We start from the raw sequence: 15,285 nt of genomic DNA on the forward strand, positions 1-15,285 counted from the left end.
TCTAAGTGGTTACTTTAGCGTGAGCTATTGATCTAGACAGCTGCGACCATTTTTTTAAGTAAACCGATCATCTGTTGCTGCTCTTTTGCATCAAGCGAGGCCATTAGCTCTTCATTCAACTTCACAGGGATGGGTATTAACACTTCTTCAAGTGCTTTACCTTTCTCTGTTAGGTAGATTCTAAAAGAGCGGCGACTGTGTGGATCTACTCTACGCTCTACCAGTTCAAGCTTTTCCAACTTATCTAATGTTCGTGTTGTCGTTGAGTTTTCTACTTTCGACTTAGCGGCAATATCACGCTGGGTAACGCCTTCTTCTTCCCATAAACACATCAAGGTTGGCCACAATGCGATGCTTAAGCCGTGTTTCTTTAGCTCAAGGTCGAAATCTTTGGTCGCTTTGTTGGCGATAACATTGATCATCCATCCAAAACTATTCTGTCTATCAAACTCTTCTGGCATTGGTTAGCCCCTAATTCTTATGACATAACAACTATTGTCATCGTAACTAATACCGATGCAATTAGCACCAACAATGCTTTTCTATTTGATGAGAAAGCCAATTGAGTGCCATTTCCGGAATGAGCGGTAGATAACGATTGATTTTGTTTGCCTGTGATCATAGCGAGCACTAAAGGCTTTGAACGCAGTTTGTAGGTCAAGATAGCCAATAAATGCAGTGCTACAAAAGCGATTAACATACGTGCGGCAATAGTATGAGCTGTGCCGAGTAGGTCAAAAACATCGTCTGTGATGATGATTTCTGAATATGGCAATGTGTCGAAGAACCCAGCTATCGCTAGGCCAGTTATGCATTGGGCGAATAAGGTTGTAATCATCCCCACAACCATCCAAGCACCTAGAGGATTATGCCCCGGCTTAGGTTGAACTCGGCCTCGTAAGTACAGCCAAGCAGATCGAGGTGAGCTCATAAACTGCGAAAAACGGCTGGTATCGCTACCAATCATTCCCCAGACCAAGCGCCAAAGAATCAAACTAAACAGTGCTAGCCCTAGATAAATGTGTGGGCCATTGCCACTAAAGCCTGATGCCGCTAGACCAATGAATAGTGTGGCTTGTAGCCAGTGGTACAGTCGAGTCGGTAGATCCCAAATTTTCATTGTTCAATTTCCTGCTTGTCACTTTTCAAAGTGAGGTTAATTTACACAACAATAGTTGCGTGTGCAACTATTGTTGTGTAAATTAAATGCATCTCATCGATTCCCGATTGAAAGATCAACAAATCAACCGACCAATGAACAGGAGTGACACTATGAAAAAACTGACTATCGCTTTACTTATCGCCGCGCCAGTAATGGCTATTGCTGCAACTGAAGCTGTGAATAATCGCCAACAGGCTTTCAGCTCAATTGAAAAACTCAATAAACAAGTGTCTTCAGAATTAGGAAACCGAAATACAGATTGGAAAAAGGTTGAGGAGTTAAGTGAAATGTTGGTGGAACATGGTGATGTCTTGAACGCGAGTTTTGCTGAAGCTGATACAGGAGGTAAGGCCAAGAAGGAGGTTTGGAGCAAGCCTGAGAAATTTAACCAACTGATGTTGCAGATGAATCAAGGCTTTGCAGAGGTTTACCAAGCGAGTGTTGAACAAGACTTGTTGAGTGCAGAGCGAGGGTTAACTTCTGCGAATAAGACGTGCAAAGGATGTCACCGTACTTATCGTTCTCGTTGGTAACGATTCTAACAACGAGCTTTGAATATAGGTGGTAAAGTCGACCCCTTACCACCATAGTCCTATCGCGCAGCCTTCTTTTCTTTGTGCAATCAATTCGAATGCATTAGGGGCGGGAAAGTACGTGAGTGAATTAGTCGCGAACAGTGACTTTAGTAATCACAATATCTTCGCAAGGTACATCTTCATGTCCCCAACGAATGGTCGTTGGCGCGGCTGCGATCTTGTTTACCACATCCATACCTGCCGATACTTTACCAAATACAGCGTAACCCCAGCCTGCGTTGGTTGTTGAGGTGTGATCGAGGAAATCGTTGTCATCAAGGTTGATGAAGAACTGTGCCGTTGCAGAATGTGGTGCATCAGTACGAGCCATCGCTAGAGAGCCAATCACGTTCTTTAAGCCACGGTTTGCTTCGTTGACGATGGGTGCGCGAGTTGGTTTTTCTGTCATGTCGATAGTGTGCCCACCACCTTGAATCATGAAACCTTCAATAACACGGTGAAATGTCGTGCCTTCGTAGAAGCCATCTTGGCAGTATTTAAGGAAGTTTTTCGATGTTACTGGCGCTTTTTCAAGGTTCAGTTCAATTTCAATGTCGCCAAAGTTTGTGGTCAGAATGATCATAAAGGTCCCAATATTTGAGTGTTAATACTTTGAAGGCTACAGCACAGTGGTTAGCTTATTTGAGTGCAGTATATGAAAAATTGTGGAGGATGCCAGTTAACAATGCTTCCCAAGCGGATTTATGGGAATGGTGAGTGGCTAGGGAGACTTCATATATAAGAAAGCCAGCGATGAATCACTGGCTTTGAGATGAAAAACGGACTTAGAGCGTTAGTAGGTAATTCACTAGTTGGTTGTACTCTTCGTAGCTCTTGATTTGATCCGGTTTCACGATGTATTTGTTGTTAACCAGAACTCCAGGAACACCTGTTAGTGTGCTTTGCTCAAACTCTTTATCGAAACGTTTTTGCATCGAGTTCACTGCAAAGCTGTTGTATGCTGCATCAAACTTCTTCGCATTGATACCGTTATCAATGAAAACGTCACGCAGTTCTGCTTCATTTTTTGGTGTTTGTTGCTTCTCATGGATCTGAGCAAACATGGCAGGAACCATGCTTTCTTCAGCGTCTAGCGCAACCATGGTCGCGTAAGCCTTCGCCATTGGCACTGACATGTTGTTACCCATAAAAGCGACGTGCACTTTTTGGAAGCTTGCTGACTTTGGCAAGTCTGCTTTTAGGTACTTAATGACCCCTTCAAACTTGTAACAATGTGGGCAGTAGAAAGAGAAAAATTCGGTAACGACAGGCTTGTCGGCCTTTGCTACATCAAGGATTTTGTAGTGCGTGCCTTCTTCAAATTGTGCGGCGTTTACTGAAGCGCTTAAGAGTAGAGCAGCAAAGAGGCTAAATAGTTTTTTCATGTGTTAATTTCCTAAATTCGGATGTCATTTGATACAGCAAAAATGCTGTTATAACTTGGTGGCAGAGATTGCCAAACAGGGACAAACGATTAGGAAATAGGGGGGCGGTATGGCGCTTGTGGTGCAAAAATCGCTTTGTGCGAAGATTCTTTTTCTATCAGTGCCAGTGATTCAATCTGCGGTTCGAAAGATTCAGAAACGATAAGTGGTGGCATTTTCAGTAGACAGACCGATCCACAGCAGTGGTGCTCAACGTTGGATTGTACGCTGGAAAAAGGTGTTGGGGCGATCTCTACAGAACTGATGTTAGAAGCAGAGAAAGATAAGCTATTGGCAGAAGTTGATTGAGCTTGGGGGGCTTGCAGAGCATTGCTGCTCGCGATGCTGTCCACACTAATGGTGGCCATTAGCATAGCGAAGAGCATGAAAGCGTGTACCCAAATTTTGTTAATCAACTTTGGCATCAATTCTTAGTCTTGGTATATGAACGTGTGTTGGTGCGAATAAAATTGTGCAACCGCTAACCGTAAAATAGGTAAAGTGCAAACGTTCCGATAATACACGACTTGTTTCAGCATCTCTAATCAAACCCGATGAAACTTGCCAGGGTTCTATTTTGTTTGACCTATCAAGGTGCGCTGCATTCGTTAATTTTACCTCAATCCGTGTATTGATAATTAGGGAGCAGCTGTTGAATCGCTTTGCAATGGACTGCGGGTATCATAGAATCGAAAACGTATGCGAATTTTATTGATATCAACGGAAGAGAATAAACAATCAATGAGTAGTATTTTAGAGTGTATTCGTACAGTTGGACGAGGAGAAAGAGGGCGTAAGCCTTTATCGTTCGAACAAGCCTACCGCATCATGGATGAGTATTTAAGCGGAGAAGTCGGCAACGACCAAATGGCTATGCTACTGATGCTGATTCGTGTGCAGAATGAAACCAATGAAGAGATCGCTGGCTTTGTAAAAGCGTTTCAATCTCGAGTGCCAGATTTAGGTGCTGATATTGATTGGCCGTGTTATGCAGGTAAGCGTAACGATAACGCCAGTGGTAAACCTTGGAACTTGCTGGCAGCAAAAATCCTCGCTGACAGTGGTTATAAAGTCTTAATGCATGGCTACATGGACAAACCGAGCGGTAGGACACACGTTGAAAGCCATTTGCAAGATGTTGGTGTGCAAAGTGCAGAGAACCCTGAACATGCTAAGTCGATTCTTGAACAAGACGGCATTGCTTATTTACCGCTAGCTAACTTTGCTCCCGAAGCGCAAACCATGATCGGTTGGAAACACCGTTACGGATTAAGAACACCAATTAACACGGTAGTTCGAGCATTGAATCCCGGTGGTGGTCGTTTAGGTCTGCGTGGTAGTTTCCATCCTGGCTTCCCACAACTTCATGCGGAAGTTGAGCATGTCATTGGCAATAAATCCCACTCGGTGATTTCATTCAAAGGGATGAACGGTGAGTCGGAATATAATCCTAAAGTTAGCCAAACGGTGTGGATGAGCTCTCCTGATAAAGTCGAGTCGTTCTACTGGGAAGAGATGATGAACTTAGAACTGCCACTTCCTCGTCAATGTGTACTTGGTACGTCGACTGAAGAGATGGCGCTAATGGCGAATACCGTTGTCGACAGCATGACAGCTATTCTCTTTGCAGAAACGCACGATAAAACTGAGGCATATCAGAAAGCGGTGCGCTTGTGGCATGAGTATTGTGCGCGTTAGATGATGGTTTTTAACCAATCAGAGAAGGTCAGCGAGCGCTGGCCTTTTTTATGTTTGATTTATAGCAAAGGGCTTTTTGCTAATGCCCAAACAATAGAGCTACTTCACTCGCATCAATCGATGCATTTTGTCTTCGAACTGAATCTCAATGACTTGTGAAATTTTCATTTTCTCAACTCGTTCAAGCATTGCTGCTTGATAGGCTCGCTTCTTCATCCACTCTAACGGTTCTTTAAAGCCATCTTCATTAATCACAAATGACTGATCGGTAATAGAGTCTTCAAAGATATGAACCACCCAAATGCGTGATTGGAAATCCAATAACTCGCTAAAGTAGCTTTTTAACTTAGATAAGGAGTTAGAGAGATACGTTCGAGAAGACATAGTAAACCGTATTTAGACAATGAAAATCGGCAAGGGCACCGTCTGATCATTATAGCCTTTACCCGTTAGGCTTGTCAGGGCGAATTCGGCAGCCATTATGGCTAATGCTAATGCTAATGCTAATGCTGCTGTGGCTGCCAGTTCGTGATTAACCAAACCAGTGTCGGACTCACTATTTTACGAATAGGCCGAAGTCGATCTCTTGCTCTCTTTGATACTTCACCAGCTTCACTTTTAGGTCGTGTTTTGCTGCTAAGTCAATGGCTAAGCACGACATGCGTTTTATCTCATCAACGCAGCTTGAAATAAGCGGTTTTTCTTGATTATCTATAGTGGCGATGAGTGTGTTTTCTGTGCCGTCGTTACCTGCATAAACATACGCGTACATGTTGTTGTCGTGTTGCATAAACTTCCTAAATCCGGATTTCTAATTATTAGTGCGGAGAAGATTACAGGGTTTATCTACTCAGGCTAGTTCGGCTAAGTAAGGTTAAGCAAGGGAAAGTAAGGCTTTGTAAGGGCTCTTTTTTTTCCTTTTTTCTGGTGGTCTAAAACGTGCTCAAGCCTTTGTTTGTCTCGCTTTGTTGTCTTGTTAGGTTTTGCCTATCAATAAAATTGTTGAAATCCATTTAGTAAAATCAAGATTTTAGACAACAATTAACTTAACAAGATAGAAAAATATATAACGCAAAGTATTTAGGGAGAACGCAATGCATTCTATTAAAGTGAAAGATTACATGACGCAGCAGGTTGTGACATTTACTCCTGATATGCCGTTAAGTCTAGCGTTAGACAAAGTGATGCGTAGCCACCACATGGGTGGACCCGTAATCGATGATAACGAACAAGTGATAGGCTTCCTTTCTGAGCAGGATTTACTCGAGAAACTTGTGAAGGTCAGTTACTTCTGCCAAGACACACACCTTGTGGGTGATTGCATGCACCAAGAAGTACTGTCGGTGTCACCTGACTTATCCATTATTGAATTGGCGGACATGATGCAGGTGGGCAAACCTAAAGCATACCCTGTAATCGATAATCGAAAACTGGTGGGTATGATCACCAGAACCGATGTTTTGAGAGCAATCGGCAAGAACTTGGAAGAATGCTTCAAACATCAGGTATAGTAGCGTGTTAAGAACGATTATTTTTCTCAATACCCTCAATTGAAAAAAGGCGCACTAGCGCCTTTTTTATGTATAGCACTTTTCTTGGTCGATCCTTTCTTTGTGGATCCCTAGCCTGTTGATTAGTTGATAGGGCTTTAGCTCTTGGGTATTCCAACTTTTGGAGGTTTCATGTCAAATCAAACGGCAAAGTTTGTTGAAGGTTCAACGATGCGCCACATATTGGTGATGTCGGGGGCTGGCTCTGTCGGTTTGATGGCGTTATTTGTGGTTGATTTACTCGACATGTTGTTTATCAGTATGCTCGGGCAGGTCGAATTGGCTGCTGCGGTAGGCTTTGCAGGTACGCTGACTTTTTTCTCTACCTCTGTTTCGATTGGTACTTCCATTGCCATGGGCGCATTAGTGTCCAAAGCCATCGGCTCAAAGAATCAAGAACACGCTCGAAACCTAAGCACCAGTATCATGTTGACTGCGTTTGTTATCAGTTCCACCGTAACGGCAATCATGTTCGCTTATATTCCAGAGCTGCTAGCCGCGATAGGCGCCAAAGGTATTGCAGCCGAGCGTGCTCAAGCTTACCTACAGATTTTGTTGCCAAGTGGTCCATTTTTGGCGTTGGCGATGGCCGCGGGTGCGGGCTTGAGAGCGGCGGGCGATGCGAAACGTTCGATGTGGGCGACTTTGTCAGGCGGTATTGTTAACGCGATTCTCGATCCTCTGTTTATTTTTGGTTTTGGTTGGAACATCGAAGGGGCAGCTATCGCTTCGGTTGTTGCTCGCTTCTCGGTGCTGTTCTTCTCGCTTTATCCTCTGATTCGCAGCCATCAGCTGGTGGCTCCACCTTCGTTTGTGCAATGGCGCCTTAATATTCGACCAATATTGGCGATTGCGCTGCCTGCGATTATCACCAATACCGCAACGCCTATCGGTAATGCGATTGTGACGACAGGTATCGCACAATATGGTGAGGATTTTGTCGCGGGCTTTGCCGTGATCGGTCGTCTAACACCGGTTTGTTTTGCGGTTATCTTTGCCTTGTCTGGCGCTGTGGGACCAATCATTGGTCAGAACTTTGGTGCAGAACGCATGGACAGAGTTAAAGAAACACTCAATAACTCATTGCTGGTGACGACACTTTATACCATTGCCGTTTGTATTCTGTTGTACTTCGTTCAAGGTTATGTCATTCAAGGCTTTAGCTTACAAGGTGATGCGGCCGTTATTGTTGCTGCGTTTTGTACTTATGTAGCGCTGACCTTCACCTTTAACGGCGCACTGTTTGTTGCCAATACCTCCTTTAATAATCTAGGTAAGCCTCTTTATTCAACGGCGTTGAACTTAGGCAAAGCGACGTTAGGTACTCTGCCGTTCGTTTATCTAGGTTCACAATGGTATGGCGCTTTGGGTGTTCTCTATGGTCAAGCCTTTGGTAATGTTCTGTTCGGGATTTTAGGTATTTTGGTACTTCGACATCATATTGCTGAGTTAATGCAGGGCTCTCAAGTTGATCCAGTGGAAGATGATGTGTCGATTGTCAGCTTGAACACTCAGCCATTCTGTTCACACGATGCGGTTCTTATTGATGATGTATCGGCGAACCGTGAAGAGTGTGCGGAGCTTAAATCTCAGTAAGCCATCGGCGCTGGCATAATATTTTTGTTTTCTTGATAACTTCTTCTTGACCTTGGAGTAGCCTCCAAGGTTTATACTTTTGATGAACTTAAGGTTCTGTTGCTCGTGAGTCAGCAACAACCTCAAGGCTTTTGAGTATTAAGGAGATACATTATGTGCGCAAAACATGCAGCGTGCCGCTCAACAAAAGTGGACGTTCAACCTCAAGCGGTGGGAGCTGGTTGCTCTAGCCCTAAAATTTCCAGCATTACGGCAGCAGGTACTTCATCTGGCTGTTGTAGTTCTTCTTCTGCGGCTCCTTCATCGTCAGGGGATGATTGTTGTAGTTCGGACAGTGGAGAAGAGGACAGTCAGTCCTTACCCTCATCTTTCGACGCTCAATTTTCGAAAAGTTGGTTGGTTGCCGGAATGGACTGCCCAGCTTGTGCAAGAAAAATAGAAAACGCGATCAGCAATATTGACGGTGTTATTCAAGCGAAGGTTCTCTTTGCTACCGAAAAGCTGGTTGTGAAATTCGATAATGAAAGCCTTGCCGACACCATTGAACAGGTCTCTATTAAAACGGGTTTCCCTCTTACGGAAGTCGGTTCAAAGAAAGAAAAACAACAACCTGAGACTTTTTGGCAAGCTCATATCCAACCTAATTTACAGATTATCGCGATTGCAGCGGCAATGCTGTTTGCTGCGCTTCTGAAAAGTACCTCTCCTCAATTAAGTGAAGGCTTGTTTACGGTAACTTGTTTGCTTGGTTTATATCCGGTGGCGAAGAAAGCGGTTCAGTTGGCACGCTCAGGTACACCGTTTGCTATTGAAACCTTAATGAGTGTTGCCGCACTGGGTGCTTTGTACCTGGGTGAAACCGCGGAAGCGGCGATGGTTCTATTATTGTTCTTGATTGGTGAGCGCTTAGAAGCGTTTGCTTCATCTAGAGCAAGAAGTGGCGTTCAAGCGTTAATGGCATTGGTACCAGAAAATGCAACTAAGATTATCAACGGTGAACGTGTTGAAGTAGCAGTCAGTGAACTGGTTCCTGGTGATGTGATTGAAGTGGCTGCGGGTTCTCGTTTACCTGCTGACGGTCAATTGATTACAGACGCGGCGAGCTTTGATGAAAGTGCGTTAACCGGTGAATCTGTTCCTGTTGAACACACCGAAGGTAACAGCATTATGGCTGGTGCCGTCGTCGTGGACAAAGTGGTTCGTATAACCATCACTTCAAAACAAGGTGAAAACGCAATCGACCGTATTCTTCACTTGATTGAAGAAGCAGAGTCTCGTAAAGCACCGCTGGAACGTTTCCTTGATAAGTTCAGTCGTTGGTACACGCCATTGATGATGGTGGTGGCTTTACTCGTTATTATCACGCCACCACTGTTGTTCGCTCAACCTTGGGAAACATGGGTATACCGTGGCCTAGCGTTATTATTGATTGCTTGTCCGTGTGCGTTAGTTATCTCGACGCCAGCAGCGATTACTTCTGGTTTAGCGGCAGCAGCGAAACGTGGTGCACTAATTAAAGGCGGTGCAGCACTGGAGCAGCTTGGTAAAATCCAAACTATCGCCTTCGATAAGACGGGCACACTGACCGAAGGTAAGCCTCAGGTTACGGATATTCAGCCTCTTTCGGGTTGGCAACAAGATGCGATGCTGCGTGTGGTTGGTGCAATTGAAGTTGGCTCTATTCACCCATTGGCGCAATCACTTGTCGCTAAAGTAAAAGATCTGAATATTGAGATTCCTGAATCACACAACAAGATCGCACTTATCGGTAGTGGTGTTGAAGGTGATGTTGATGGCGTTAAGTATCAGGTTCTGTCACCGTCTAAAATAGCGTTCGATCTTGGTGCCGATGTGGTTTCTCAGGTAGAAGCATTGGAAGGCGAGGGCAAGACGGTTGTGGTTGCTCTTGAGCTTAAAGATCAAGAAGAATCAAAAGAGCAAAATACGACAGTGATTGGTCTGATTGCTTGGCAAGATACGTTACGCAGTGACGCTAAGTTTGCGATTGAACGACTCAATGATTTGGGTATTCAATCTATCATGCTGACTGGCGATAACCCGCGCAGTGCGGCTGCGATCAGCAGTAAGATTGGTATGCAATACAAGGCGAGCCTACTTCCAAGCGACAAGGTATCTTACGTTGAGGAGTTATCTCAACAGTCGCACGTTGCAATGGTTGGTGATGGCATCAATGATGCGCCAGCAATGAAAACGGCGAATGTCGGCATCGCAATGGGCGGAGGGACTGATGTTGCCTTGGAAACGGCGGATTCAGCACTAACTCATAACCGCTTAACAGAATTACCAGCGATGATTGAGCTATCGCAAGCAACTATGAACAACATCCGTCAAAATGTTGCGTTAGCGCTCGGTTTGAAAGGTGTATTCTTGGTGACGAGCTTATTAGGTATTACTGGCTTATGGGTTGCAGTGTTAGCGGATAGTGGTGCGACAGCTTTGGTGACATTGAACGCATTGCGTCTGCTTCGATTCAAGTCTAAGGCGGATTAAGTTCAGATCTCTGACATAGATTATGTCTTATTCAAAGCGACGAATATAGAAAGCGTCTAATCTAAAAAGCGCCTTTAGCGGTAATACGTTAAAGGCGCTTTTTGTCTCATTAGTATGCAACATAGGTATACGGATTGCTTATTTTTGTGATGCCAATCGGTTTTTTGTGAAACTTGAATTCTTGTTGCGATCATTCGTGTGACATGTGTCACTTCATTTTGTAATAAGCTTGGTTAGAGTGTGTTCGTACCCCACGAATTTACTATGAGCTTAAATAAGGGTAAAAAGCCCAATAAGCCAAAAGGAGCGAACTATGTCTCAAGCTGTTTTCCACTTAGGTGTTACTGAAGCAGATCTTAACGGTGCTACTCTGGCGATCATCCCTGGTGATCCTGCTCGTGTGCAAAAAATTGCGGAAGAGATGGAGAATCCAGTATTCCTTGCTAGTCACCGTGAATACACGCTTTACCGCGCAGAGCTAGACGGCAAGCCAGTTGTTGTATGTTCAACAGGTATCGGTGGCCCATCTACTTCTATCGCTGTAGAAGAGCTTGCTCAACTTGGTGTTCGTACTTTCCTACGTGTTGGTACTACTGGTGCTATCCAACCTCACGTAAACGTGGGTGACATGATTGTTTCTACAGGTTCTGTTCGCCTAGACGGCGCTAGCCTGCACTTTGCTCCAATGGAATTCCCAGCAGTTGCTGACTTCGAAGTGGCAACAGCGATGAAAGCAGCGGTTGAAGAATCAGGCGCAGCAGTTCACATGGGCGTAACGGCTTCAAGTGACACTTTCTACCCAGGTCAAGAGCGTTACGATACGTTCTCTGGTCGTGTTGTTAAGCGTTTCCAAGGTTCTATGCAAGAATGGCAAGACATGGGCGTTCTAAACTTCGAGATGGAATCTGCAACGCTGCTAACTATGTGTGCAAGTTCTGGTCTGAAAGCAGGTTGTGTTGCTGGTGTAATCATCAACCGTACTCAAAAAGAGACGCCTGATCACGACACACTAAAAGTAACAGAAGCGCGTTCAATCAAAGTAGTTGTAGAAGCTGCTCGTAAAATGCTTTAAGTTGCAAAAAAGATTTAAGTCTTAAACTGACTGCAAATTTTGAAAATGGCCGTATCGAATGATGTGGCCATTTTTTATGTGGCAGAGAAAGTGGACAAGAAAAAGTATCAGATACAAAAAAGGCGAGTGACTTAATCGTCATTCGCCTTTTTAACAATCTGCTTAAGAGCATTTAGCTCTCATGAGTTTATTTGTTTTTAGTACTCTAGATCTTCACTACCACCCGCAGCCGTAAACCATGCCGTTAGGTGTGTTTTAAGATCTTTCAATTCGTCAGGGCCAATCAATGCAAGGCCAAGATCTTCTGCTCGTGTGATGTCGTTATGGCGAAGAGGGCGGAAGCTCACTAACATTGCACGTGCTTGTAGGCCACCCAATAGGTCTCTAAGCGATTCCAGTTTGTACAAGGTGTCATCACCATCGTCACGCATACCTTTGGTCTTACATTCGATGATGTGCAGCTTATTGTTCACCACTGAGGCAACATCAAGCTCGTTACGAACTTCTCGTTCACCCAGTTGACGGTATACCTGAACATTCAAAGAACGATCTTGAATGGTCGGCATGTCATCTTGGATTTGTTTCACTGTGCTGTGAACCAGAGTCTCCAGCCATTCACCGTTTGAGAAGCGGCGTGCGTCTTCATTAGCAAAAGTTAAAATACCATTGTCGTAAGTCGCAATCTTCGCTTCAACTAAATCGCTCAACAGCATGTTCAGTTCACGGTAACCTTGTTGCTTCTCAGAGAGACCAACATCAAGCTTCTGTTCTTTACGGCAGGTCGTTGCAAGGTAGTTTAATGTCGCAAGGCCTGGGCCCAATTCTAGCGCGTTACTTGCCCAACGTTCACCCAGTTCATAAAGTTTCTGATCAAGTTGCGGAGATAGCTGAACATCGCTGAACTCGCCACGAGCCCCAAATACCGTTAGGTAGTCGTCGATAGTAATGCGGTCTTGAACTTGTGCGTCTTCTTTTCCGTTCGGGTACAACCAGCACAGCTTGTCACTGTTTGGTTCAACCACGAAGATTGGCCAGTGGTAGGTACGGAATACTTCATACACCGAAAGTAGGCGGTGACGGAGGCCACAACTAGCGTTGAGCTTCACTTCTTGACCGCGAGCTTTGAGGTCTTCGGCAAGAGTTTGGATAGATTCTTTGATTACAGATGTGTTTACGATGGTCGGAATTTCGAAAAACTCACTGGTAATGTCGCGCTTATGTAAAACGCTGTCTAAACGTTTGTACATACTGACTTGATTCTTGTCGCCGATAAACACGATGTGAGTGCTGACCGTTCGGTTATCAAGTAAAGGGGTGAGCAAGCGAATAGGGTCTTGATCGATAATGCCAACATGAACAGCCATATAAATTCCTTAATAGCGGCTCGCTCATAAAGGTGAAAGAAAAAACGGGAAGCAGCAAGCCTTAATAATCATATAATGACAAAGCTCATAAAAAACAAGGGCAACCCTTGATAAAAGTTGCCCTAGCTCAATTAGTTACCACTATTGGGTATGAAGTCTCAACAATCTCACTAAATATCTATCAATTCTTCATTTATCTATAGTTTGAATTGATGTACTAAATCACCTTGCTGATTTGCCAGAATCGTTAGGTTTTGGCTGGCTTCTGCAATTGATGACATCGCTTGGTAACTCTTATCTGCGATGTGGTTGATGTCTTCGATATTACGCGCGATATCGCCAGACGTTTCACTCTGCTCTGCGGCTGCTTGAGAGATATGTGTGCTCATGTGGCTAATCTCTAGAATCAAGGCTTGGATCTCTTCCATCGCACTGTTTGCACTTGAAGCTTGTTGGACTGACATGTCCATGTCGCTCATACAACTTTCAATCACGTTACTTGCTGTTTTCGAGCTTGATTGCAGGTTGCTGATCATGGTTTCGATTTCTGACGTTGATTGAGTGGTCTTTTGCGCTAGCACTCGTACTTCATCGGCAACAACTGCAAAACCACGACCTTGCTCGCCAGCACGCGCTGCTTCGATTGCCGCATTCAGTGCAAGTAGGTTGGTCTGTTCAGCAATGCCACGAATAACGTCAAGGATTGAACCAATCTGACTACTCATTTGTTGCAACTCACCTACAGCACCTACAGATTCGGTCAAGCGAACCTCAAGCTGATTGATAGTGCTAATGTTGGTGTTCATGATCTGACGACCAGACTCAGAAGCCGATTCTACTTGTTGAACCATGGTGAGTGAGCTTTGCGCGCTGTTTGCCACTTCTTGTACAGAATGAGACATCTCTGTCATTGCGGTCGCGACAGTTGCCGTTTGTTCACGTTGGCTGTTCAGCTGAGCTTGCGTTTCAGAAGAAGTCTTTTGGTTTACGCTTGCTGTCTTGGTTAAGTCATCTGAAGCATCATTCAGCTTCACAAGGATATTGTGCAAGTTGTCCGCCAAGGTGTTGATGTGGCGACTCACACGGCTGAATTCGTTGTCGTAGCGAATATCGATACGTTGAGTCATATCGCCTTGAGTCAGGCCTTCTAATGTTCCGAGAATGCGAGTTAATGGCTCTCTTACGCTATGTGCTATGTGGTAACCAATCGCTGCAGCGAATACGGTCACAATGATGCCAATTGCGATCGCATTGAATAGGCCTTTGTCGTAGATGTTGCTTGCGTCAGCTAACGACGAGTTCAGTTGCTCTTCAGCGGTCACGTTGAATGAATCTAGCACTGCCATTGCTTGGTCTACTTCTACGGCTAGGTTTGCAATGTTGATATACAGAGCTTCTTTCGCTTTCAAGTAGTTGTTGTGTTTGTCCAAGACACCGCCTTTCTGACCAACATCTTTGGTGAACTTTTGAACTGATTCATCAAAGACATTTTTAAGTGCTGGTAGTTGTGTTGATAGGCCACGATAAGCGTAGTTAAGGTGAGTAACGGCCTTTTTATTTTGGTTAACGGCTTTTTGAACGAAGGCTACATCAGAGCTAGCAAGTGCATCAGAGGTAATGACTTCTGCGTCTTGCAGTTTAATGAAGTAGCTTTTTGCCATTACTTTTACAGAGATGCTTTTTTGGTCGGCCACGTACTCTTTCATGCCAACGGTTAATTCTGAATGTAAGCGTTGGAAATCGCGAGACGCTTTTTGTACTTGTTCTTGTGCTTCAAACATAGCGACGTAGTTGTTCATCGCTTCGTCTGCTTCGGCGAAGTAGCGCTCTTCCATCGCTCTTAATTGGGCGATACGTTCGGTGAGCGAAACATTGTTTTGGCTTGCTGCTTCTAAGTTACCTAGCACTTCAGAAAACGAGTTTTGTGATGCAGCAAACTCTGTACGCATTGCAGACATGCGTTCAGCGTTTTGTGTGGTTAAGAAATCTTTGAATGACTTATCAGCAGAGAGCAATTGAACACTTGTTTGATTTGAAAGCGCGACAAGTGGTAATGAGGTTTCTGAGACACTCTCAAAATTGCTGTGTATCTGATTCATGCTGTTCATCATGATGGTTATCGTGACTGCGAACATGATGATGATCAGTGCGAAACCAGCGTACATACGCTTGATCACAGATCCCTTCATGGCTTTCTCCCTAAATAAAAATGCTGACCTAATGTCAGGTCAAAGTAAAACTAACAAAATTATCAGCATTCTATTGAGCTCCGCTTGCGCATTTTATGACGCACACGTCAAAAATAACCCTCAGTTATAACCAACATGCCATTC

General features: G+C 44.4%; 15 protein-coding genes. 6 read left to right on the forward strand and 9 right to left on the reverse strand.

Annotation, left to right across the window (positions count from 1 at the left end):
• Positions 1-32 precede the first annotated feature (32 nt).
• Positions 33-461: a MarR family winged helix-turn-helix transcriptional regulator gene (locus CWO08_RS09335; RefSeq protein WP_048658261.1), complete on the reverse strand. Its 429-nt coding sequence runs from the start codon at positions 459-461 to the stop codon at positions 33-35.
• A 17-nt stretch (positions 462-478) separates the two neighbouring features.
• A complete protein-coding gene (locus CWO08_RS09340) occupies positions 479-1,120 on the reverse strand; it encodes a cytochrome b/b6 domain-containing protein (RefSeq protein WP_048658262.1) in 642 nt (213 codons plus the stop codon).
• 152 nt (positions 1,121-1,272) lie between these two features.
• On the opposite strand from CWO08_RS09340, the gene CWO08_RS09345 reads away from it, so the two are divergent.
• On the forward strand, positions 1,273-1,695 hold the full coding sequence (locus tag CWO08_RS09345) for a cytochrome c (protein WP_048658267.1): 423 nt from the start codon (positions 1,273-1,275) through the stop codon (positions 1,693-1,695).
• Between the two features lie 130 nt (positions 1,696-1,825).
• Here CWO08_RS09345 and CWO08_RS09350 read toward each other — a convergent pair whose 3' ends face one another.
• The 3 genes from CWO08_RS09350 to CWO08_RS09360 all read right to left on the reverse strand — a co-directional run bounded on the left by CWO08_RS09350 (position 1,826) and on the right by CWO08_RS09360 (position 3,586).
• Positions 1,826-2,320, reverse strand: coding sequence for a peptidylprolyl isomerase (locus CWO08_RS09350; RefSeq protein WP_108020336.1), 495 nt, complete (start codon positions 2,318-2,320; stop codon positions 1,826-1,828).
• Positions 2,321-2,522: 202 nt separating this feature from the next.
• Positions 2,523-3,122, reverse strand: coding sequence for a thiol:disulfide interchange protein DsbA/DsbL (locus CWO08_RS09355; protein ID WP_108020337.1), 600 nt, complete (start codon positions 3,120-3,122; stop codon positions 2,523-2,525).
• An 89-nt stretch (positions 3,123-3,211) separates the two neighbouring features.
• A complete protein-coding gene (locus CWO08_RS09360) occupies positions 3,212-3,586 on the reverse strand; it encodes a hypothetical protein (protein ID WP_108020338.1) in 375 nt (124 codons plus the stop codon).
• Positions 3,587-3,872: 286 nt separating this feature from the next.
• Here CWO08_RS09360 and CWO08_RS09365 point away from each other — a divergent pair, with 286 nt between their 5' ends.
• Entirely contained in the window at positions 3,873-4,859 is a 987-nt protein-coding gene (locus CWO08_RS09365) for a glycosyl transferase family protein (RefSeq protein WP_258185311.1), read from the forward strand.
• Positions 4,860-4,958: 99 nt separating this feature from the next.
• On the opposite strand, the gene CWO08_RS09370 is transcribed toward CWO08_RS09365, so the two are convergent.
• Together CWO08_RS09370 and CWO08_RS09375 are read right to left on the reverse strand one after the other, a co-directional pair.
• Positions 4,959-5,243: a hypothetical protein gene (locus CWO08_RS09370; RefSeq protein WP_108020340.1), complete on the reverse strand. Its 285-nt coding sequence runs from the start codon at positions 5,241-5,243 to the stop codon at positions 4,959-4,961.
• A gap of 172 nt (positions 5,244-5,415) precedes the next feature.
• Positions 5,416-5,649, reverse strand: a complete 234-nt coding sequence (locus CWO08_RS09375; protein ID WP_048609358.1) for a hypothetical protein — start codon at positions 5,647-5,649, stop codon at positions 5,416-5,418.
• A 304-nt stretch (positions 5,650-5,953) separates the two neighbouring features.
• On the opposite strand from CWO08_RS09375, the gene CWO08_RS09380 reads away from it, so the two are divergent.
• The 4 genes from CWO08_RS09380 to udp all read left to right on the forward strand — a co-directional run bounded on the left by CWO08_RS09380 (position 5,954) and on the right by udp (position 11,588).
• Positions 5,954-6,370: a CBS domain-containing protein gene (locus tag CWO08_RS09380; RefSeq protein ID WP_048658272.1), complete on the forward strand. Its 417-nt coding sequence runs from the start codon at positions 5,954-5,956 to the stop codon at positions 6,368-6,370.
• Positions 6,371-6,541: 171 nt separating this feature from the next.
• On the forward strand, positions 6,542-8,005 hold the full coding sequence (locus CWO08_RS09385; RefSeq protein WP_102432612.1) for an MATE family efflux transporter: 1,464 nt from the start codon (positions 6,542-6,544) through the stop codon (positions 8,003-8,005).
• Between the two features lie 153 nt (positions 8,006-8,158).
• A complete protein-coding gene (locus CWO08_RS09390) occupies positions 8,159-10,516 on the forward strand; it encodes a zinc/cadmium/mercury/lead-transporting ATPase (protein WP_108020341.1) in 2,358 nt (785 codons plus the stop codon).
• Between the two features lie 313 nt (positions 10,517-10,829).
• Positions 10,830-11,588 (forward strand): uridine phosphorylase, encoded by a 759-nt coding sequence (gene udp / locus CWO08_RS09395; RefSeq protein ID WP_017632176.1) that lies wholly within the window; start codon positions 10,830-10,832, stop codon positions 11,586-11,588.
• A 197-nt stretch (positions 11,589-11,785) separates the two neighbouring features.
• On the opposite strand, the gene CWO08_RS09400 is transcribed toward udp, so the two are convergent.
• The gene (locus CWO08_RS09400; protein ID WP_017065293.1) at positions 11,786-12,952 is read right to left on the reverse strand and encodes a DUF1887 family protein; all 1,167 of its coding nucleotides are present in this window, start codon (positions 12,950-12,952) and stop codon (positions 11,786-11,788) included.
• Between the two features lie 197 nt (positions 12,953-13,149).
• A complete protein-coding gene (locus CWO08_RS09405; RefSeq protein WP_108020342.1) occupies positions 13,150-15,141 on the reverse strand; it encodes a methyl-accepting chemotaxis protein in 1,992 nt (663 codons plus the stop codon).
• Between the last annotated feature and the right edge of the window lie 144 nt (positions 15,142-15,285).

Source organism: Vibrio sp. 10N.286.48.B8, assembly GCF_003050085.1.
GTDB classification, from domain to species: Bacteria; Pseudomonadota; Gammaproteobacteria; order Enterobacterales; family Vibrionaceae; genus Vibrio; species Vibrio crassostreae.